Origin of the sequence: Sphaerisporangium fuscum (assembly GCF_018531465.1) — a bacterium.
GTDB lineage: Bacteria > Actinomycetota > Actinomycetes > Streptosporangiales > Streptosporangiaceae > Sphaerisporangium > Sphaerisporangium fuscum.
In genome coordinates this window covers 35,398-56,707 of record NZ_JAHDTF010000011.1, presented here as the reverse complement: position 1 = coordinate 56,707, position 21,310 = coordinate 35,398, and the positions used below count along the sequence as shown (strand labels likewise).

Here is a 21,310-nt window from a genome sequence, read left to right as displayed (position 1 = left end):
CCAAGATGACCAAGCGGTAACTTTTCCGATTATGTCACCCCGTGATGCACTACGCCGGATCTTCAGCGGCCTGATTCACCGTGCCTGGGCGGCGATCCGCGCGACCGGCGCGGTCACCCCCAGTACCCCCGCGGGGTTCCGGTTCCGCCGTCTGGGAGAGGGGACGTGCCTCTCCTTCCCCCAGGGCGCGATCTTCGGAGAGGCCTGGATCGAGATCGGCGACCACACGCTGGTCGGGGAGCGCGTCTCCATCTCGGCCGGCATGGGCCCGGGCGTCGACCTCGGGCCCGACTCGATCGTCCGCATCGGCGGCGGATGCTCCATCGGGCGCGGCAGCCACATCGTGGGCCACCAGTCGATCGACATCGGCGACAACGTGTTCACCGGCCCGTACGTGTACATCACCGACCAGAACCACGTCTACGACGACCCGGAGATGCCCATCGGCCGCCAGTGGCCGCGCAACAGCGCGGTGTCCATCGGGCCGGGATCCTGGCTGGGCACCGGGGCGATCATCCTGCCGGGGACCCGGATCGGACGGCAGTCGGTGGTGGCGGGCGGGGCGGTGGTCCGCGGGGAGTTCCCCGACCACTGCGTCATCGCCGGCGTCCCCGCCAAGATCGTCCGCCGCTACTCCCCCGAGTCCGGCTGGCACTCCCCCGGAAGCCCGGCCTCCCTGACCGGCCCCTCCACCGGAACCTCTGACGCCGTGGAGCCCGGCCCTGCCGCCGTCGGGGGCGCCCCGGACGACCCGAGCGCTCTCGGCGCCCTCCTCCCGGGCGCCTGACCCACCCCCTCGTCCGCCTCGGCTCCCGACCCGCCGGGCGGGCCTGGACCAGGCCGGGCCCGGGAAGTTACCGTCGCGGCATGCGGACGGCGATCTGCGAGAGATTCGGTGTCGAGTTCCCTCTGTTCGCGTTCAGCCACTGCCGCGACGTGGTCGCGGCCGTCACCAACGCGGGCGGGTTCGGCGTACTGGGCGCGGTCGCCTACTCCCCCGAGCAGCTCGACCGCGAGCTGTCCTGGATCGACCGGCAGGTGCGCGGACGGCCGTACGGCGTGGACGTGCTGGTCCCGTCCAACATCGACCCGTCGGCCGCCGCCCCGGGCGCCCGGGTCCTCGACTCGATCCCGCAGGTCCACCGCGACTTCGTCGCCCACCTGTTCGCCAAGTACGGCGTCAGCCCGGACACGCCCTCCGCCCGCGGACCGTCCAGGAACGCCGACCAGGCGGGGTGGAGGGTCACCCGCGGCGGTGCGACGGAGCTCATCGACGTCGCCCTGTGCCATCCGATCCGGCTGATCGCGAGCGCGCTCGGCACCCCGCCCCCGCTCATGGTCGACAGGGCGCGGGCGGCGGGGGTCCCGGTGGCGGCCCTGGTCGGCACGGTCGAGCACGCCCACCGGCAGGTGGCCGCCGGGGCCGACATCATCGTCGCCCAGGGCACCGAGGCCGGAGGCCACACCGGCGAGGTGTCGACCATGGTCCTGGTGCCCCAGGTGGTCGACGCCGTGGCGCCCGTCCCCGTGGTGGCCGCCGGAGGGATCGCGAACGGACGGCAGATGGCCGCCGCCCTCGCCCTCGGCGCCGAGGGCGTGTGGTGCGGCTCGGTCTGGCTCACCACCGAGGAGGCCGAGACTCCCCCGGTCGTCAAGGAGAAGATGCTCGCCGCGACCTCGCTCGACACCGTCCGCTCCCGCTCGCGGACCGGCAAACCGGCCAGACAGCTGATCTCCGCGTGGACCAGGGAGTGGGACGAGGCCACCGAGAGCCCGGGCGCGCTTCCCATGCCTCTGCAGATGCTGCTCGCCGAGGGGGCGCTCGCGCGCCTGGCGGGCGCGGCCGAGAGGGGCGAGAAGGGGGCCCGGGAGCTGGTGAACTACTTCGTCGGCCAGGTCGTCGGCCAGCTGAACCAGGTCAGGCCGGCTCGCGAGGTCGTCTACGAGATGCTCGAGGAGCTCGCCGGGACGATCGAGCGGATGAAGCAGCTCACCAAGTCCTGACCGCTCCCCTCCGGGCTGTTCAGCCCCCCGACCGGCCTCCCGCTCACCTGCTCCCCCCGGCCCCTGAACCCGGCCCGCCACTCCCCGGTCGGCCGCCGAGCGGGGCGGGACAGGGGCGTCTCCCGCGATCTTGTACGGCAGCGGCCGTCGGCCGTGAATGGGCTCGGGAACGCGGGGCAGGGAGTATTCGTCTTGACTTTCAGGACGCGAGGCGTGGGGAGGTTCGATGCTCGCGGCGCTCACCGGCCTCGGATTGTCGACGGCGGCGGGGCTCAACGCCTACATCCCGCTGCTCGTGGTCGGCCTTCTCGCCGAGTTCACCGACGTCATACGCCTGCCGCACGAGTACGCGTGGCTGACGAGCGGCTGGGTGCTGGCGGTCATCGCGGTCCTGCTGGTGGCCGAGATGGTCCTCGACAAGGTTCCCGTCGTCGACCACGTCAACGACATGATCCAGACGGCGGTACGGCCGGCGGCGGGCGGGGTCGCCTTCAGCGCCACGCAGGCGGCCTCGCGGTTCGACCACTCCGCCTGGATGGCCGAGCATCCATGGGCCAGCTGGGCGCTGGGCATCGTCGTGGCCCTCGCCGTGCATCTCATGAAGGCCTCGGCCCGCCCCGTGGTCAACGTCTCGACCGCCGGCTTCGGCGCCCCGGTCGTCAGCACGGTGGAGGATGCGGGGTCGCTCGGCATGAGCCTGATCGCCGTCTTCTTCCCGCTGCTGGTGGTGATCGCGCTGGTCGTCCTGGCGGTGCCGGCCTGGCTGATCTTCCGCCGCCTCCGCAGACGCCGCGCCGCCAAGGCGAACCGCCTCCGCCACGGCGCGCAACCCACCTGACCCGCGTCGTCCTAGCTCCTGCGGAAGGCGTCGGCGTGCGCGTTCGCCCACTGCCCGAAGGTGCGGGGTGGGCGTCCGGTCACCTCCTGCACTGTGGGAAGGATCCGCGACTCGTCGAGTGTGCCGTCGGCGAAGAAGCGGAAGAACGCGTCGACGTACTGCGCGGGCATGGCCGCCTCCATCTCGGCCCGGGCCTCGGCGTTCGCCAGGCCCGCGCAGCGCAGGTCCCTGCCCAGCACCTCGGCGAGGACGGCGACCTGGTCGGCGGGCAGCAGCGCCTGCGGGCCGGTCAGTTCGTGGATCAGGCCGTCGTGCCCGTCGTCCAGCAGCGTCCGGGCCGCGACGGCGGCGATGTCGAAGGGGTCGATGGCGGCGGTACGCACGTCGGCGAACGGCACGCGCACCACGTCCCCGGCCGCGAGCTGGGGCAGCCAGCGCAGGGCGTTGGACATGAACGACCTCGGCCTCAGGATGGTCCAGGGCAGGCCCGATGCCCGCACGGCCCGCTCGGAGAGGGTCATGTAGCGGGAGACGGCGTTGGACATGTCCTCCAACGCGGCGGAGCCGCCCGACAGCAGCACGACCCGCCGTACTCCGGCCCCACGGGCGCGGGCCAGCAGGCCCGGCATGTCGTCGTAACCGGGCAGGAGGAACAGGCCGTGGACGCCGTCCAGGGCCTCGGTCAAGCTCTCCGGCCGGTTCAGGTCGCCGCCGGCCGGTTCCGCGCCGAGCGGCAGGGCGGCGCGGGCCGGGTCCCGCACCAGCGCCCGCACCGGTTCACCCGCCCCGATCAGGGTCTCGACCAGTTCCGCGCCGACGTTCCCGGTCGCACCCGTCACCAAGATCATTTAATTCCACCTTCGGGTCTACGCGGCACGGATGAGTCCGGCCGCCAGGGCGATGAGCGCCCCCGCGAGAAGCAGGGCCCCGGTCCGCGTGAGCGCCGTGCCGTACGAGGCGCGCCCCTCCTCGCCGACGGCGAGGTGGACGAAGAAGCCGCCCGACTGCGCCAGCACCCCGGCCAGCAGGGCACCGCCGCACAGCCACTCCAGGCCGTCGGGGAAACCGGCGCGGGGCAGGTACAGCAGGTAGACGAGCGAGAGCACCAGGAGCACACCCGCGTGCGCGTGGCCGGCGCGGAAGAAGCGTTCGCGCAGCGCACCGAGCCTGTCGCGGTCGATGGTGATGAAGCGAAGCAACGCGTGCCCGCCGAACTCGACGGTGACGATCGACAGGATCGCGACGATCGGCAGGACTTCGGTGGGCTCCATCAGTGCGCCTCGGCAGGTGCGAGGGCCGCCGCTCGGGGCGGTGGAACGTCGCCGGTCTGGCCCATCAGGTCTCCTAGCTCACAGAACGGCCGTGGCCGCGGAACGCGGCGGCGCGTTGGGGGTCTTGATGCATGGAGATGGTGGCAGGAGACCGGGAACGGCCAATAGTGTCCCAGTAACCGGGCGGATATGCATTTCGCACGGATGTACGGGACCGTGCCGGCGTCCGGCCAGGGAGATCCGGGTTCGTGCGAGAACCGGCCTAGATCCAGCCGGACTCGGTGGCGATCCGGATGGCGTCGACCCGGTTGCGGGCCCCCAGCTTGGTCACCGCCGAGGTGAGGTAGTTGCGGACCGTGCCGTAGGTCAGGAAGAGGCGCTCGGCGATCTCGGCGGGTGGCGCGCCGGTGGCCGACATGCGCAGCACCTCGGTCTCACGCTGGCTGAGCGGGCTCTCCGGCGTCTCCAGCGCGACCAGCGCCAGCGCCGGGTCCACCGCCCGTCCCCCCGCCGCGACCGTCCTGATCGCCTCGGCCAGCTCGGCCGGCCGTATGTCCTTCGGCACGAAGCCCGCCACCTGGGCGCCCAGCGCCCTGCGCAGGACGCCCGGCTTGGTGAGGGCAGTGAGGATCAGGACGGCGCATCCGGGCAGCGCCCTGCGCAGCTCGGCCGCCGCCGCGACGCCGTCCAGCCCCGGCAGATCGATGTCGACCACGGCCACGTCGGGCCGGTGCTCCAGCGCCGCGGGCACGATCTCCAGACCGGAGACGACCCCCGCGACCACCTCGATGTCGTCCTGCAGTGACAGCAGTTCGACCAGTGCTTCACGGAGGATGTGCATGTCCTCCGCGACGAGCACGCGAATCACGGCTCCTCACCCTCCCGGTCTTCGCACCGACAGCCTCTGGGCAACCATCTGATCTCAGCCAAGGGAGAGCCGGCCGCCCGCGACGGAGCCGGAGCCTTCCCGGCCGCCACCGGGGTCGGCCGGTGCCGCGAACTCGGCGAGCACCTCGAAGGTGTCACCGGCCCGGTGGCCCGCCGTCACCCGACCGCTGGTCCGCTTCGCGATGCTGTCGAGCCCGGTGCCGCGCCGTTGCGGCGGCTCCGCTCCCTCAGGCACGGCGGCACCGTCGTTGACCAGCCGTAAGCGTACGTCACCTGCCGTGCCCGACACGGTGATCTCGCAGGTGCGGGCCTGACTGTGGCGCAGGACGTTGGTGACGCCTTCCCGGAGCACGGCGGCCAGCGCGGTGTCGACCGCCGCGGGAAGCGGGCCCGTCTCGACGCGCACCGCCGCCGTGATCCCGGCGCTCGCCAGCACCTCGCGGGCGGCGTCGATCTCACTGCTCAGCCGCAACTCCACCCGGTCGCCGCTGATGGAGTCGAGCTCCGCCAGGGCCCGTTCGACCAGTGACCCGAGTGCGGTGATCTCGGTTCCGGCCCTCGCGGGGTCGGTGCCGAGCAGGCGTTCGGCCACCTCGCCCTTCAGGGCGACCGCCGACAGGCTGTAACCCAGGATGTCGTGCAGGTCACCGGCGATCCGCAGTCGTTCGCGGCGCACCGCCGCCTCGGCGAGCTCGTGCCGCGCCCGCTCCAGCACGGTGAGAAGCCCGCTCAGCCGTCCGAGGCAGTACACCAGCCACATGATCATGACGTGGCCGCCGAAGTAGGCCAGCGCGGCGGGGAGGTCGTCGATGAACAGGTAGTCGCGGTCGATGCGGTGCAGGAACCAGGCGAGGTGTCCGGCGAGGACGACTCCGACGATCAACCATGAGCGCGGCGGCCGCACGTTGAGCAGCAGTTTGCCGGTGAAGATGCTGAGCAGGCGGTCCCAGGCGTCGGGGACGACGGACAGGGGCAGCAGGATCAGCAGGCTCTGCGCGACCAGCACCGCCCGCGACGGCGGGAGCACCTGGAGGATCACGATGACGATGAGCAGGACGGCGGCGAAGGCGAAGGCCGGCCAGTCGCCGGGGCGGACGTAGGCCAGGCTCTTGAGGACGAGCACGCACTGGATGACCAGGACCGCGAGCAGCACACGTCGCGCCAGCCGTGGCGACTCGATCTGCGGCAGGGCCGAGGCGGGCGCGTCCGCGCGGTAGGCGCCGGCCGTGGCGCGCACCTCCGCCAGCGTACGCCGGGCGAGTCCGATGCCTTCCCGGAGGGAGTGCCGTGCCTCCTCCGGCTCCTGCCGGGCCGCCGTCCGCATCCGGAAGACGATCGCCTGGAGTTTCCCGCCGAGCAGGTGCCGCAGCTCTCCGTCCAACCGCAGGCGTTCCCTGGACAGGGCCGTCCGGGCCAGTTCCTCGCGGGTCCGGTGCAGTCTCGTGACGGCCATGACGAGCCTGGACAGGCCGAAGACGATGAGACCGTCGTCCGCTGTGACGATCATGTACCCGAGCCCGGCCTGGACCTCCTGCCCGGGAGCGGCGTCGTAGCCGAGGATGAAGACCGAGGCGCCGCCCGCGGCCACGATGAGGACGAACAGCGGCCAGGCGATCCGTGTGGGGAGCGCGCACAGCACGGCGGCGGCCACGGTCCACGGCATCCAGTCCCAGGACTCGCCGACGAACGGGAACGGCAGGAAGTAGAGCAGCACCACGGCGGCACAGAGCCCGTATCGGACGGCCGGCCTCCAGCACCACATCGCCAGCGCGATGAGCGGCGGATAGGACGCCATCGGGAGCAGCACGCCGAGCAGGCGGGCGCCGTCGTCCAGCGCGCCGAACGCACGGATGTAGACGAGGATGCCGAACGAGACCCACAACATGGCCCTGGCCAGCCGGAGCGGAAGGTCTTCCGCCGATCGCCCCACTCGCCGGGACCCTCCCGTGAACGGTGCAAAATGCACCTCTTGCCGATGACGGGGACACTATCAGGCACGCTTCCCGCGATGTCACGATCTCGTACGCCGCCGGCTGGATCGCCCCGCGTCGGCCCGGCCATCCGCGGCACAAGATCGTTCATGTCGGAAGCCCCTGCGAACGGAGAGCACGGGCGGCATGGCCACACCACCCCGCCCACCGGCCTCCCGCAGCCCATGGAGACAACCATGCTGAACAGACTGTCCCTGTCCGTCGTCTCGGCCGTGGCCGTCCTGGCCCTGACCGGCACGCCGGCCGCCGCGACGGCACCGGTCACCACCGCGGCGCCGCTCAGCGCGACGGCCGTCCGGACCCACGGCGCGCCCGCCGATCCGCTTGCGCCCGGGCCCTACCACCGGCGGCTCGACCCGCTGATCGGAACCTGGAAGGCCACCAAGTACAACTACATCCTCGGCCGCGACGGCGAACCGGTCGTCTCCCGCGACATCACGGTCAGGACGCGATGGATCGCCAAGACGGGCGGCCGGTTCCTGGAAGAGAAGACCGAAGGAGTCCTCGGCGGGCACCCCTACTACCGGCTAGGCATCCTCGGCTTCTCCAACATCGACCGGCGCTACGAGTGGACGACCTTCGACAGCGTCACCCCCACCGCGATGACCTACCGCGGCCCCGCCGTCACCAAGGTCGGCAACCGGCTGTCGCTGCCGGGGAAGTTCACCGATCCCGGAGTGCTCGGGCCCAAGTACGTCGGGAAGACGATACCGATGCGCACCGTGATCACCATCAGGTCCAACGACCGGCACACCTTCGAGCTGTACTTCTCCCCGCCCGGCCAGTCAGAACGCCTGGTCGACCGCGTCGTCTACACCCGCAAGGCCGAGTAGGCGCGGTCAAGGAGCCGCACCCGGCCTCGCCAGGCGAGACGAACACGGCCCCGGCAGGCCGGGGCCGAAGCGCGTTCACCCGGCGGACCACGCTGATCAGTGCCTGCTCGGCCCGGCGGCGCCGCGGGCTCCGTCCGCCGGGGTGAAGACGTTCCCGCGGACGGTCTTCGCGGAGTCGCCCAGGATGGGGGTGGTCAGTGGACTCCGGCCTCCCGCATGTCGCGGAGTTCGCGCTTGAGCTCCTTGATCTCGTCGCGCAGGCGGGCCGCGACCTCGAACTGGAGGTCGGCGGCGGCGGTGTGCATCTGCTCGGTGAGGGACTCGACCAGCGACTCCAGCTGAGCCCGGGGCATCTCGCCGGCGATGGCCTTGGCGTGCTGGCCGGCCTGCCGGGCCATGCCGGGGACGGGGGCCTTGCCTCGGCTCTGCTGGCGTCCCGCGCCGAGCAGCTTGTCGGTGTCGGCGTCCTCCCTCGCCAGGGAGTCGAGGATGTCGGCGATCTTCTTGCGGAGCGGCTGCGGGTCGATGCCGTTGGCCTCGTTGTAGGCGACCTGCTTGGCCCGGCGCCGGTTGGTCTCCTCGATCGCGCGCTCCATCGACGGCGTCACGCGGTCGGCGTACATGTGGACCTGGCCGGAGACGTTACGGGCGGCACGGCCGATCGTCTGGATGAGCGAGGTCTCGCTGCGGAGGAAGCCTTCCTTGTCGGCGTCGAGGATGGCCACCAGGGACACCTCGGGCAGGTCGAGGCCCTCACGCAGGAGGTTGATGCCGACCAGCACGTCGTACTCGCCCATGCGCAGCTCGCGCAGCAGCTCGATGCGGCGCAGCGTGTCGACCTCGCTGTGGAGGTAGCGCACCCGGATGCCGAGCTCCAGGAGGTAGTCGGTGAGGTCCTCGGCCATCTTCTTGGTGAGGGTGGTGACCAGGACCCGCTCGTCCCGGTCGGCCCGCTCGCGGATCTCGTGCACCAGGTCGTCGATCTGCCCCTTGGTGGGCTTGACGATGACCTCCGGGTCGACCAGGCCGGTCGGGCGGATGACCTGCTCGACCACCTCGCCCTTGCTGCGGCCGAGCTCGTAGGGCCCCGGGGTGGCCGAGAGGTAGACAGTCTGCCCGATGCGCTCGAGGAACTCCTCCCACTTCAGCGGCCGGTTGTCCATCGCCGACGGCAACCGGAAGCCGTGGTCGACCAGGGTGCGCTTGCGCGAGGCGTCGCCCTCGTACATCGCGCCGATCTGGGGGACGGTCTGGTGGGACTCGTCGAGGACCAGCAGGAAGTCTTCGGGGAAGTAGTCGAGCAGGGTGTTGGGCGCCGTGCCGGGCCCGCGGCCGTCGATGTGGCGGGAGTAGTTCTCGATGCCGGAGCAGGTGCCGACCTGGCGCATCATCTCGATGTCGTAGGTCGTGCGCATGCGCAGCCGCTGCGCCTCGAGCAGCTTGCCCTGCTTCTCCATGGTCGCCAGGGACTCTGCCAGCTCGGCCTCGATGTCGCGGATGGCCCGCTCCATGCGCTCGGGGCCGGCGACGTAGTGGGAGGCGGGGAAGATGTAGAGCTCTTCGTCCTCGGTGATGACCTCGCCGGTGAGCGGGTGGAGCGTGGCGAGCTTCTCGATCTCGTCGCCGAACATCTCGATGCGCACCGCCAGCTCTTCGTACTGCGGGATGACCTCGATGGTGTCGCCGCGGACCCGGAAGGTGCCCCGGGTGAAGGACAGGTCGTTGCGGGCGTACTGCATGTCGACCAGGCGGCGCAGCAACTGGTCGCGCTCGATCTCCTGGCCGACCTTGAGCCGGACCATGCGGTCGACGTACTCCTGCGGGGTGCCGAGACCGTAGATGCAGGACACCGAGGCGACCACGACGGTGTCGCGGCGGGTGAGCAGCGAGTTGGTCGCCGAGTGACGCAGCCGGTCGACCTCGTCGTTGATCGAGGAGTCCTTCTCGATGTAGGTGTCGGTCTGCGGGACGTACGCCTCGGGCTGGTAGTAGTCGTAGTAGGAGACGAAGTACTCGACGGCGTTGTTGGGCAGCATCTCGCGCAGCTCGTTGGCGAACTGGGCGGCCAGGGTCTTGTTGGGCTGCATCACCAGAGCCGGGCGCTGCAGCCGCTCGATGAGCCACGCCACGGTCGCGGTCTTGCCGGTGCCCGTCGCGCCCAGCAGGACGTTGTCCTTCTCTCCGGCCTTCACGCGGCGCTCGAGCTCGGCGATGGCCGTCGGCTGGTCGCCGGAAGGGGTCATGTCGGTGACGACCTGGAAGGGAGCCACCTTGCGCTGCAAATCAGTTACCGGCCTCACGTCTCCATAACCTACGCCGCGCCACCGACAATTCCGCCCGCCCCCGCCCGGGTGGAGCCCGTCACCGCCCGGCGGAGCCCGTCACGGGGAACGCGCCGCCGCGGCACTGGCCCATCTTTGACCGTCTCGTTACCATGACCACGGGGCTTACTGATCGTCGAGGCGGGGCGGGCGCCGTGAAGCGCATGGGGAAGTTCTTCGCGTGGGTGGGCAAGAACGCCGACGGCGTCATCGCCCTCGTGCTCGCCGTCTTCATCGCCTTCCTCGGCCTGACCGACAGCGACCGGATCCTCGGCCAGCCGAAGAACGACCTGATCAGCGGCGTGACCCTCCTCGTCCTCGGCCTGCTGACGGCGGCCATCCTGCGCGACCGGTGGCGGCAGGAGCCGATGGAGGAGACGATCAGGGAGAACTTCCGCACCACCTCCGGGGCGCTCGCCGACCTGCCCGCACGGCTCGACCGCCTCTCCCACCTGGAGAGCGTCGTGGAGAGCGCCCGGCGGGTCCTGGACGACCTGCAGGTGGTCCAGGTGCTCAACGGCGCCGACGAGATCGCGCACGCGCACGCCGAGGCGCGCCGCTCCACCGACCGCTGGATGTTCAAGGGCGGCACCGGCACCTACGTCAGGGCCGTCACCCTGCCCGACCTGGTCGCCGCCGCCCGGCGCGAGCGCAAGGCGCTGCTCGTCCGCCTGGAGATCATCGACCCGACCCACATCGGGGTGTGCGAGGCGTACGTCCGCTTCCGGCGCTCGGTCTCCGACGTGCCCGACGGCACCGGCGAGTACTGGACGGTCGAGCGCACCCGCAAGGAGTCGTACGCGACGATCCTCGCGGCCTGCTGGCACCGGCAGCGGTTCAGCCTGCTCGACATCGACCTCGGGCTGTCGGCGACGATGACGACCTTCCGCTGGGACCTGTCGGCCAACCACGTGATCATCACCGTGGAGGATCCGAACCGCGCGCTGATGAGCAGGCGCGGCAGCTTCTACTACGACCACTGCGCCACCGAGCTGCTCTCCAGCCTCGACCAGGCCAGGCGGGTGCCCGTGGAGGCGGCGAAGGCGGCGCCGCTGAGCGACGAGCCCACCGTCGACGAGGTCCGCAAGCTGTTCGAGGTGCTCGGCCTCGGCCTGCCGAAGTCCTACGGCGACCGCGACGTGGTCGAGATCACCCGCAAGGCCATCCGCGCGAAGAATCCGTACTCGGTATGAAGTACCAGGAGCTGTACGACGAGCTGACCTCGGGCACCGTCTCCCGGGGGCTCCGCCGCTGGGTGCTGTGCCTGCTGGACGACATCGCCGCCGGAAGGTCGCCGATCAAGGCGGTCCGCCACCCGCTGGGCTTCGTGTGCCTGCCGGTGGAACGCGGCGGCGAGAACGGCGTCTGCGTGCACCTGTGGTCGGGCGAGTTGCGGCGCGCCGGGCGCACCACCTCCGACGTCCACTGCCACAGCTGGGACCTGGTGAGCTACATCCTGTACGGCCAGGTGCGCAACGAGATAGCCACGGTCGACGACGACGGGGCCGCCACCCACCGGGTCCTGGAGGTGGTCAGCGCGGGCGACGTCGACAGCATCAGCCCGACGGGGCGCCTGGTGAGATACATCGGCGGCGTGTCCGGCACCTACGGCGCCGGGGAGGTCTACAGCCTTCCCGCCGGGGTCTTCCACCGCAGCGTGATCCCCGAGGGCACCGAGACCGCGACGATCGCGCTGGGCAGCGGGCGCGCGGGCGCGTCCGACCTGTCCCTCGGGCCCCTCGACACGCGCCCGCACCGCGTCACGAGGCAACGCTGCGACGATGAGGAGACCGCGCGGGCCGCCCGGCTGGCCGCGGAGCACATGGCGCGCACCTAGGAGGCTCGCATGGATCTCGACCACGCCCGGCGGGTGGCGGTGAGCGCCGCGGAGGCGGCCGGGACGCTGATCAGGGAACGCGCCACGGGTGAGCTGGGCACCCGCGCGAAGGGGAACGCCGGCGACATCGTCACCGATCTCGACCTCGCGTGCGAGAAGCTCCTGCTGGAGCGCATCCAGGCCGCCTTCCCCGGTCACCGTGTGGTCGCCGAGGAGTCCGGGGTGTCGGGCGACCCCGACGGCGAGTGGACGTGGCTGGTCGACCCTCTCGACGGCACCAACAACATCGCGATCGGCCTGCCGCTGTACGTCGTCGGGCTCGCGCTGTGCCACGAGGCCCTCCCCCAGGTCGGCGTCGTCCACGACCCGGTGGGCCGCCAGACCTGGTCGGCGGTCCGGGGCGCGGGCGCGTACGGCCCCGGCGGGCCGCTGACGTCGGGGCCGCGCCGGGCCTCCTCCCGGAGCCCGGTGCTGGCCTGGACGCAGGGGCACGGCGTGAACCGCGGCGACCCGAAGGTGCGGGCCCTGAAGTCGTCGCTCGACCTGCGGGCGCGGCGGGTGCTGCAGCTGTGGGCGCCGCTGCTGGGATGGGTCCTGCTCGCGAGAGGTGACATCGACGGGGTGGTGGGGTACCACGCCGAGGCGGTCGACCTCCCCGGCGGCCTGCTGATCGCCCAGGAGGCCGGCGCGTGCGTGCGCGGGTTCGACGGGAGCCCCTTCGACGGGCGTACGGACCTGCCGGCGCACCGCCGCAGCTTCGTCGCCGCGCGTCCGGGGCTGGTGGACGAGCTGCTCGGCCTGGTCGCCTCCGCCGAGGACGAGGCGGGGCGGCGGCTCGCCCCGTGACCCTCGGGGACCGAGGGCCCGGCCGTCACGCCGTGAGCAGCAGGGCGCCGATCGTGGCGGCGATGCCGGCCACGGCCAGGCAGACGCCCGTCAGCACGAACTTCACCAGCGGCACCTTCACCTCCCGGCGGCGGCACCACTCGAACCACAGCAGCGTGGCCAGCGACGCCCACGGCGTGATCACCGGCCCGACGTTGGTGCCGACGAGCAGCGACAGGAGCTGGTCGTGGTTGGCCGGCGGGATGACCCGTTCCCCCGCGTAGTAGGCGGGCAGGTTGTTGACGATGTTGGACAGCCCCGCCCCCGCCGCGGCCGCGCGGTAGTCGCCGAGGCCGTCTCCGTCGCCGCCGACGATGGCCCGCATCAGGTCGTCCAGGCCGTACCTGCTGAGCGTGGGCACCACGAGGAAGAGCCCGGTGACGAAGACCAGCAGCTGCCAGGGGAACAGGCTCCAGGTGAGCTTGGAGCGGTCGCGCCAGGCGAAGGCGGCGATGACGACCACGGCGGCCACCGCGGCGGCCACGCCGATCTGGACCCCGGCGAGGATGGCCGCGATGAACAGTACGCAGGCCCCGGCGGCGACGGTGAACAGCACCGGGTCGCCCATGGGGGCCTGCGGCGGCGGGTCGTACCGGTCGGCGCCGCGCTCGCCGCGACGCCAGTAGAAGATCCACAGCAGGACCATGGTCACCGCGATGGCGGCGGCCTGCGGCGCCCACATGCGGCCGGCGAACTCGCGGGTGGACAGGCCCACGCGCCCCATGGCCAGCAGGTTGGTCAGGTTGGACACCGGCAGGAGCAGGCTCGCGGTGTTGGCCAGCCAGATCGTGGTCATGGCCAGGGGAAGCGGGGCGATGCGCGCCCGTGGCGCCAGGGCCAGCATGACCGGCGTCAGCAGCACCGCGGTCGTGTCGAGGTTCAGGAATATCGTGATGAACGAGGCGAACGCCGTGCACAGCAGGAAAAGGGCGGCGTAGTTCCCCCGTCCGGCGATCGCCACGCGGCTGGCCAGGACGTCGAAGACGTTCGCTTCCTTGGTGAGCTCGGCCAGGATGATCACCGCGGCCAGGAACAGCAGGAGCGGCCCGATGCGGCGGATGTTGTCGGCGGCCTCGGCGGCGGGCAGCAGGCCCGTGACGACGCAGCCCACCCCCACGACCAGCAGACCGATACGCACGCCATCGAGGGTGGTGAGCCGCCGTATCACGTAGCACATGATTCCACACCCGCAAGAGATCAAAAGCCTTCGAAAGCCCGCCCGCCACGGGCGATAATGACGGCCGGTGAACCGATCCGCCGGCGGCGTGGTCATAAGGAAGGGGGCCTCTCACCGCACGGAGACCGGCCCCCGCGAGCGGCCACAGCAGGGACGCGACGGTCGCGGCAAGGGCCCGCGAGGCGGATGGACGGGCCGGGCGGCGGTCCCGCACGGGGCCGGTGGGGCGAGGAGTGGGGAGCGGGCATGGACGGGCGGGACGGCACGCGGATCGACATCTTCGTCAGCTACTCCCCCGCCGACGAGCGCTGGGCCGGCTGGATCGCCTGGCAACTGGAGGCGGCGGGCTACCGCACGATGCTGCAGGCCTGGGACTTCGTGCCCGGCACCAACTTCGTCGACTTCATGGACCGCGGCGTCAGCGAGGCCGCGCTGATCGTGGCCGTCCTGTCCCGCAACTACCTCGGCTCCCGATTCGGACGGCAGGAGTGGCTCACCGCTTTCCGCGCCGACCCCGACAACCCGGGGAACCGGCTGGTGACCATCCGCATCGAGGACTGCCCGCTCGAAGGGCTCCTGTCGACGATCACCTGGGTCGACCTGGTGGGCGTCACGGACGCCGACGAGGCCCGGGAGCTGCTGCTCAGCCGCATCGGCCACACCCTGGCCGGCCGGGCCAAGCCCGCCGAACAGCCGGGCTTCCCGGTCGTCCCCGCCAAGACGATCCCCGGCACGCTGGTCGCGGAGCCGGCGCCGCCGGTCACCGTCGAGCGCGGGAGGCTTCCGGAGCCGCCGCGGATGCCGCCCCTGCGCAGGACGCCGGTGGCGCCACCGGCCTTCCCCGCGGCCGGCGCGGCGGGCCGGGAGCGGAGCTCGATCACGTTGCTGCACGTCGCGGGCCCGCGGTTCGGGCGCGGCCTCGCCGAGGCCGACGAGCCGCTCGGCGCGGGCGAGCTGCAGTCGACCGTCTGGGCCGACCTGACCCGACTGGCCGACGCGGGCGTGCCCCGGCCCGACCTGCTGCTCGTCACCGGCGACATCACCGAGTCGGGCGGCGTCCGCGAGTACGGCGAGGCGCTGGCGTTCCTGACCGGCCTGCGGGTGCTCCTCGGCCTCGAACCGCGGCGGCTCGTCATCGTCCCCGGCCCACGCGACATCACCAAGGCCGCCAGCCGGGCCTACTTCGCCACCTGCGATGCCGACGACGTGACCCCCCAGCCTCCGTACTGGCCGAAGTGGCGGCACTTCTCCGGCCTGTTCAAGGACGTCTACCAGGGGCTCACCGACCCCGAGTTCGACAGCGCCCAGCCGTGGAGCCTGTTCGCCGAGCCCGAGCTGCGGGTCGTGGTGGCCGGGCTCAACTCCACGATGGCGATGAGCCATCGCGAGGAGGACTCCTACGGCCTGCTGGGGGAGGCGCAGGCCGCCTGGTTCGCCGAGCGGCTGCGCCCGTTCGAGGAGACGGGCTGGCTGCGGGTGGGGGCCGTCGGCCATCCCCCCTCCGCCCTGCGCGACGCCGGCACCCTCGAACGGCTCCTCGGCACGCGGCTGAACCTCCTGCTCCACGGCGGCGGCCCGGACGAGATCGGCCGGCTCGGCGAGGTCCCCTGCGTGCCGTCCCTCGCGCCCGGGCGCCACCAGATCCTCGAGATCACCCCCGACGTCGTACGACGGTGGGCGCGCGACCGCGCGGAGATCTCGGCGCCGGAGGAGTTCCCCTACGCCCGCCGCGCCGTGCACGGCGCCTTCCCTCCCCTGGCCGCCGCGGTCGAGGGGCCCGCCCGCGATCCCCTCTCGGCCCCGCCGGCCACCGGCGGCGAGCCCGAACGGCAGGCGAGCCCGTCGAGCCTGCTGCTCGACCGCGTCGCGGAGGTCTGCGAGACGCGCAGCGAGCGGGCAAAGATCCGCAAGGTGCCGGGCGACCCGCCGCACCTGCTGGTCACCACGGCCGAGGACGGCTTCGTCCGCCAGCAGCTCATCGGCGCGCACGCCGGCCCGCTGACCGCCGAGGAGGTGAGCGCGTTCCTGCGGCACGCCCACGCCGCGGGGCTCGATCACGGCTCGGAGCTGGTGTACCAGGGGCCGACGCCGCCCCGTTCCGTCCGTGACGACGCGCTGCGCCGGGGCGTGCGGCTGCGCAGCTTCACCGAGTTCCAGGGGCTGCTCGACCTGTCCGACCACGTGGCCGACCAGACGGCCCGCCTGCGGAGCGACCGGCGCTACCCGCCCGAGCTGTACGTCCCGCAGCGCTTCCGGGAGGTCGACCGGGCGGGGCAGGGGGTGCGCGACGACCTGGTCGACGAGCTCATGCGGCTGCTCGCCGCCGACCACGGCCGGTTCGTGCTGCTCCTGGGCGACTTCGGGCGGGGCAAGACGTTCGCGCTGCGCGAGCTGGCCCGCCGGATCCCCGCGGAGCTGCCCCATCTGACCCCGATCCTCATCGAGCTGCGGGCCCTCGACAAGGCCCACTCGGTGGACGGCCTGGTCGCCGCGCACCTGGCCAACCACGGCGAGGAGCTGATCGACCTCAAGGCGTTCCACTACATGCTGCGCCAGGGGCGCATCGTGCTGCTGTTCGACGGGTTCGACGAGCTGGTCACCCGGGTCACCTACGACCGGGCCGCCGACCACCTCGACACCCTGCTCCAGGCCGCCGAGGACAAGGCCAAGATCATCGTGACGGGCCGCACCCAGCACTTCAAGTCGCACGCCCAGATTCTGACGGCCCTCGGCGAGCGGGTCGGCACGCTGCCGAACCGGCGGGTGCTGAGCGTGGAGGAGTTCACCCCGGCGCAGGTGCGCGCGTACCTGGTGAACCGGTACGGCGGCGACGAGCGGGCCGCCGACGACCGGCTGAGCATGCTGAACGGCATCTCCGACCTGCTGGGACTCGCGCAGAACCCCCGCATGCTCGGCTTCATCGCCGACCTGCCCGAGGAGCGGGTGCGCGCGGTGGCGCAGGCCCAGGAGACGATCAGCGCCGCCGACCTGTACGGCGAGATCCTCGACAACTGGCTGGTGTACGAGGAGCGGCGCACCCACGGGGTCCCCGGCTCAGCGGAAGGGCTGAGCGCCGCCGATCTGCGGCGCGCGGCGACGACGCTGGCGCTGCGCCTGTGGGAGAACGGCGAGGCCTACCTGCAGCCGTCGGAGCTGACCGAGGTCGCCCAGACGCTGGCCGAGGTCGCCGACAGCCGCCTGTCGGTGGGCCAGACCGCCCACGCGATGGGCACGGGCAGCCTGCTCGTGCGCACCGACGAGGGGCTCTTCGGCTTCATCCACTCCTCGGTGATGGAGTGGCTCGTCGCCGCGCACATCGCCGGCACCCTGGGCGAGCACCTCGCCCGGCGTCCGCTGTCCGCGCTCACCGTCGACTTCCTGTGCGACCTGGCGGACGCCGCGCGGTTGCAGGCCTGGGCGGCGTCGACGCTGGCCGATCCGGAGGCCGACGACACCTCCCGGGCCAACGCCATCAAGATCACCACCCGCCTGCGCACCCCGGCCCGTACCGACCTGCGAGGCGCCCGGCTCCACGGCGAAGATCTCTCCTACCGCGAGTTCGCCGGGGTCGACCTCACCGGAGCCGACCTGAGCGACACCCAGCTCGTCGGCGCGAACCTCTCGCGCGCCGTCCTGCGCGACGTCCGCCTGAACGGCGCCCGGCTCGACGAGGCCGTCCTCGCGGGCGCCGACCTGCGCGGCGCGGACCTGACCCGGGCGCGACTCTCCCGGGCCGACCTGCGCGACATCGCCACCGAGGGCAGCCGCTGGGACCGCGCGGCCCTGATCGACGTCACCGCGTCCTCCTCGCTGGCACGCGACCCCGCCCTGCACGGCGCGGCCATCGCCCCCGGCCACCCGGTGACGGCCGAGCTGGCGCCCCCGCTGATCGGCGTGCCGTACGGGTACCACTTCCAGAGCAGCCGCCTGCCCCAGCCCGTCGCCTACAGCCCCGACGGCGGCCTGCTGGCCCTCGGCAGCGAGGACGGCGGCGTGCTGGTGTGTGACGGCACCACCGGCGCGCCGCTGCGCACCCTGCACGGCCACCGGGGGCGGGTGTACAAGGTGGTGTACGGGCCGGGGCTGCTGGTCACCGGGGCCGGCGACGGCACCGTCCGGCTGTGGGACCCTCTCACCGGCGAGATCCGGCACGTCCTCACCGGGCATCCTGAGGGCGTCTGGCCGGTCGTGGTGAGCCCCGAGGGCGACCTCGTGGCCGCGGGCGGCGCCGACGGCGTGATACAGGTGTGGTCGGCCCGCACGGGCGCCCCGGTGGCCTCGCTGCCCGGGCACACCTCGCCCGTCTACAGCGCCGTCTTCCTGCCCGGCCGGCTGGTGACCGGTGACGCCGCGGGCGCCGTCCGGGTCTGGGACCTCGCCACCGGCACGCTCGGCCACACCCTGACCGGGCACCGCGGCACGGTCTACCGGCTGGTGCTCAGCCCGGACGGGCGGATGCTGGCGGCGGGCGACCACACCGGCGCGATCAAGATCTGGAACCCGGCGACGGGCGAGGAGCTCCACGAGCTGCGCGGGCACGCCGGCCGGGTCTACGCCCTCGACTTCCACCCGTCGGGGAAGATCCTCGCCTCGGGCGACACCTCCGGCGGCCTGCGCCTGTGGGATCCCCGGCACGGCGAGGCGCTCGCCACCTTCCAGGGGCACTCCGGGGCCGTCTACCAGGCGCTGTTCGACCCCTCGGGCGACACGCTCGCCACGGGCGACAGCGACGGGCTGGTGCGCCTGTGGGATCCCGTCACCGGGCGGCAGCGGGCGGAGCTCACCGGCCATCGCGGCTCGGTGTGGCCGTTCGTCTTCCGCCCCGACGGCAGGCAGCTGGCGACGGCCAGCAACGACGGCACCGCCCGGCTGTGGGACACCGAGACGGGCCAGTGCCGCCACACCCTGCGCGGCCACGGCCGCCGCATCACCGCCGCACGCTTCAGCGCCGACGGCACGATGCTCGCCACCAGCGGGAACGACGGATACGTGCGCCTGTGGGACCCGCGTACGGGAAGGCGGCTGCGTGAGCTCACCGGGGCGGCCGACCGGCTCATCTCCGTGATCTTCAGCCCGGCCGGTCCGGCGCTCGCCACGGCCAGCAACGACGGCGGCGTCTACCTGTGGAACCTCGCCGGCGGCGGCTTCGAGCGCGAGCTCAACGTCGAGACCGACCACGTCTGGGCCGAGGCCTTCAGCCCCGACGGGGAGATCCTCGCCACCGCCAACGACGACGACAGCGTCCGCCTGTGGTACCGCACCTCGGGCCGCGAGGTCGGCAACCTCGCCGAGCACCGGGGACGGGTGCGCTCCATCGCCTTCAGCCCCGACGGCGCCACCGTCGCCACCGGGTGCGACGACCGCATGGTGCGATTGTGGGACGTCCAGTCCGGCATGCGGCTGGCCACCCTCGAAGGGCACACCGACCGCGTCTACGCCGTCCGGTTCGACCCCTCCGGCAGGCTTCTCGCCAGCGCAGGCAACGACGGCACGGCCCGCGTCTGGGAGCTCGGGCCCGGCGGCGCCCCCTGGTCGACCGGCCATCTCCACACCCTGCGGCGGCACACGGGGCGGCTGTGGACGGTCGACTTCAGCCCCGACGGCCGGCTGCTCGCCACGGGCGGCGACGATCTCGTCGTACGCCTGTGGGACGCCGCGTCCGGGCGGCACCTCCACACGCTCGTCGGCCACACCCGCCGTGTCTGGTCGGTGGCCTTCAGCCCGGTGGGCGACCTGCTGGCCAGCGCCGGGGACGACGGGGTGGTCATCCTGTGGGACCTCACCGGCGACACCCCCGTCCAGCGGGCGACACTCCTCGGCCTGCCGGAGGGCTGGGCGGCGCTCAGCCCCGACGGCCGGTACAAGATGGAGGGCGAGGTGGCGGGCCAGTTCTGGTATGTGATCGGCATGTGCCGGTTCGACCCCGGCGAGCTCGACCCCTACCTCCCCACCGTCCGCCAGATCCCCCTCGACACCGAATTCTGACCCACCAGGCCACTGCCGCCGCCGACACGGCGGGGAGCAGGTACGGCGAAGGCGGCGCCGGGTGCGGTGGGCGAGGTGGTCAGGGCTGAGGGGTGGCCTGGCGCTCGAGGAGGTCGGTCCAGACCTCGGCCACGCGGGTGTCGAGGTCGGGCAGGGTGCCCTCGTTGGAGATGACGATGTCGGCGACCTTGAGGCGGTCCTCCCGGGAGGCCTGGGCCTTGATGCGGGCGCGGGCGTCCTCCTCGCTCATCCCCCTCCGCTCGGCCAGCCGGGCCAGCCGCACCTCGTCGGAGGCGTCGACCACGATGACCACGTCGTACATGGGCGCCAGGTTGTTCTCGGCGAGCAGCGGCACGTCGTAGACGACGATGGACCCCTCGGGGGCACTGTGTTGAAGCTCGGCGACCCGCTCGCCGACCCTCGGGTGGACGATCGCGTTGAGCCGCGCGAGCTTCTCGGCGTCCGCGAACACGATCTGCCCGAGCTTCTCGCGGTTCAGGGAGCCGTCCTCACGCAGCACCCCCTCGCCGAACGCCTCCACGATGAGCGCGAGACCGCTCGTCCCCGGCTCGACCACCTCACGCGCGATCTTGTCGGCGTCGATCACCAGGGCGCCGCGCTCGGCGAGCCGCCGCGACACCTCGCTCTTGCCCGACCCGATGCCGCCCGTCAGCCCGATCTTCAGCATGCAGGGAAGGGTAGCGGGCGCTCGGCGGACTTGCGCAGGTGGACCAGGGTCAGGTGTTCGTGCACGCGCTCCCGCCGCGTCTCACGGTAGCCGAACCTGCGGTACAGCCGGAGGTTCCCCTCCGACAGGTGGCCGGTGAACAGGTCGAACGCGTCCACCTCCGGCCCCAGCCGCTCCTCGGCCGCCCCGAGCAGCGCCGATCCGATCCCCAGGCCCTGCTGGTCGGGGGCCACCACCAGCCGGCCGACGAGCCCGGTGCGTCCGGACGACCGGGCGCGCACCGCGCCCACGATCCGGCCGCCGGCCAGGGCCTTCAGGACGGTGCTCTCCTCGATCGAGGCGCGCATCTGCTCCAGCGACTCCACCAGCGGGGCGATGAACGGATCTCCGTACAGCTGTGCCTCGCTCACGTACGCCGCCCGCTGAACGGTGAGGATCTCCCCGGCGTCCTCGGGATTCGCCCGCTCGATCAGTATCACCTTCCAACTCTAGAGCCGGGCGTGAACGGCGTCAGCCGGTACGAGAAGGGCGAAAAGCCGGCAGGCAACGAAAAGAGGACCCCACGGATCGTGGGGTCCTCTTTCACGAGGTC

General features: G+C 72.3%; 16 protein-coding genes. 8 read left to right on the top strand and 8 right to left on the bottom strand.

The genetic code is table 11. From position 1 onward, the window contains the following. Positions 1 to 31 precede the first annotated feature (31 nt). The 3 genes from KIK05_RS13955 to KIK05_RS13945 all read left to right on the top strand — a co-directional run bounded on the left by KIK05_RS13955 (position 32) and on the right by KIK05_RS13945 (position 2,842). Complete coding sequence (locus KIK05_RS13955) at positions 32 to 787, top strand: acyltransferase (protein WP_214411112.1); 756 nt, start codon at positions 32 to 34, stop codon at positions 785 to 787. Positions 788 to 867: 80 nt separating this feature from the next. Then, positions 868 to 2,004: a nitronate monooxygenase gene (locus KIK05_RS13950; RefSeq protein ID WP_214411111.1), complete on the top strand. Its 1,137-nt coding sequence runs from the start codon at positions 868 to 870 to the stop codon at positions 2,002 to 2,004. Positions 2,005 to 2,230: 226 nt separating this feature from the next. Further along, positions 2,231 to 2,842 (top strand): DUF4126 domain-containing protein, encoded by a 612-nt coding sequence (locus KIK05_RS13945; protein ID WP_214411110.1) that lies wholly within the window; start codon positions 2,231 to 2,233, stop codon positions 2,840 to 2,842. Positions 2,843 to 2,853: 11 nt separating this feature from the next. Here KIK05_RS13945 and KIK05_RS13940 read toward each other — a convergent pair whose 3' ends face one another. The 4 genes from KIK05_RS13940 to KIK05_RS48850 all read right to left on the bottom strand — a co-directional run bounded on the left by KIK05_RS13940 (position 2,854) and on the right by KIK05_RS48850 (position 6,931). Next, the gene (locus tag KIK05_RS13940) at positions 2,854 to 3,690 is read right to left on the bottom strand and encodes an NAD(P)H-binding protein (protein ID WP_214411109.1); all 837 of its coding nucleotides are present in this window, start codon (positions 3,688 to 3,690) and stop codon (positions 2,854 to 2,856) included. Between the two features lie 18 nt (positions 3,691 to 3,708). Then, positions 3,709 to 4,113, bottom strand: coding sequence for a hypothetical protein (locus tag KIK05_RS13935; RefSeq protein ID WP_214411108.1), 405 nt, complete (start codon positions 4,111 to 4,113; stop codon positions 3,709 to 3,711). A 262-nt stretch (positions 4,114 to 4,375) separates the two neighbouring features. Continuing rightward, entirely contained in the window at positions 4,376 to 4,981 is a 606-nt protein-coding gene (locus KIK05_RS13930; protein WP_214411107.1) for a response regulator transcription factor, read from the bottom strand. A 54-nt stretch (positions 4,982 to 5,035) separates the two neighbouring features. Beyond that, positions 5,036 to 6,931 (bottom strand): sensor histidine kinase, encoded by a 1,896-nt coding sequence (locus KIK05_RS48850; RefSeq protein WP_214411106.1) that lies wholly within the window; start codon positions 6,929 to 6,931, stop codon positions 5,036 to 5,038. A gap of 237 nt (positions 6,932 to 7,168) precedes the next feature. Here KIK05_RS48850 and KIK05_RS13920 point away from each other — a divergent pair, with 237 nt between their 5' ends. Continuing rightward, positions 7,169 to 7,825 (top strand): DUF1579 family protein, encoded by a 657-nt coding sequence (locus KIK05_RS13920; RefSeq protein WP_214411105.1) that lies wholly within the window; start codon positions 7,169 to 7,171, stop codon positions 7,823 to 7,825. Between the two features lie 194 nt (positions 7,826 to 8,019). Here KIK05_RS13920 and uvrB read toward each other — a convergent pair whose 3' ends face one another. Beyond that, positions 8,020 to 10,125: an excinuclease ABC subunit UvrB gene (uvrB, locus tag KIK05_RS13915; RefSeq protein WP_214411104.1), complete on the bottom strand. Its 2,106-nt coding sequence runs from the start codon at positions 10,123 to 10,125 to the stop codon at positions 8,020 to 8,022. A gap of 185 nt (positions 10,126 to 10,310) precedes the next feature. Here uvrB and KIK05_RS13910 point away from each other — a divergent pair, with 185 nt between their 5' ends. Genes KIK05_RS13910 through KIK05_RS13900 form a run of 3 tightly spaced genes read left to right on the top strand, consistent with a single transcriptional unit; the run spans position 10,311 to position 12,829 of the window. Further along, complete coding sequence (locus tag KIK05_RS13910; protein WP_214411328.1) at positions 10,311 to 11,339, top strand: hypothetical protein; 1,029 nt, start codon at positions 10,311 to 10,313, stop codon at positions 11,337 to 11,339. Then, entirely contained in the window at positions 11,336 to 11,983 is a 648-nt protein-coding gene (locus KIK05_RS13905; protein WP_214411103.1) for a hypothetical protein, read from the top strand. The genes KIK05_RS13910 and KIK05_RS13905 overlap by 4 nt, the downstream gene beginning before the upstream one ends. A gap of 9 nt (positions 11,984 to 11,992) precedes the next feature. Further along, positions 11,993 to 12,829 carry an inositol monophosphatase family protein gene (locus KIK05_RS13900; RefSeq protein WP_214411102.1) on the top strand — a complete coding sequence of 279 codons (837 nt, stop codon included), beginning with the start codon at positions 11,993 to 11,995 and terminating at the stop codon, positions 12,827 to 12,829. Between the two features lie 25 nt (positions 12,830 to 12,854). Here KIK05_RS13900 and KIK05_RS13895 read toward each other — a convergent pair whose 3' ends face one another. Beyond that, positions 12,855 to 14,006 carry an ArsB/NhaD family transporter gene (locus KIK05_RS13895; RefSeq protein ID WP_308249903.1) on the bottom strand — a complete coding sequence of 384 codons (1,152 nt, stop codon included), beginning with the start codon at positions 14,004 to 14,006 and terminating at the stop codon, positions 12,855 to 12,857. Positions 14,007 to 14,291: 285 nt separating this feature from the next. Here KIK05_RS13895 and KIK05_RS13890 point away from each other — a divergent pair, with 285 nt between their 5' ends. Continuing rightward, a complete protein-coding gene (locus KIK05_RS13890) occupies positions 14,292 to 20,030 on the top strand; it encodes a WD40 domain-containing protein (protein ID WP_214411100.1) in 5,739 nt (1,912 codons plus the stop codon). A 79-nt stretch (positions 20,031 to 20,109) separates the two neighbouring features. On the opposite strand, the gene coaE is transcribed toward KIK05_RS13890, so the two are convergent. Then, entirely contained in the window at positions 20,110 to 20,718 is a 609-nt protein-coding gene (coaE, locus tag KIK05_RS13885) for a dephospho-CoA kinase (protein WP_214411099.1), read from the bottom strand. Further along, entirely contained in the window at positions 20,712 to 21,197 is a 486-nt protein-coding gene (locus KIK05_RS13880) for a GNAT family N-acetyltransferase (protein ID WP_214411098.1), read from the bottom strand. Before KIK05_RS13880 ends, coaE begins: the two co-directional genes overlap by 7 nt. Positions 21,198 to 21,310 lie beyond the last annotated feature (113 nt).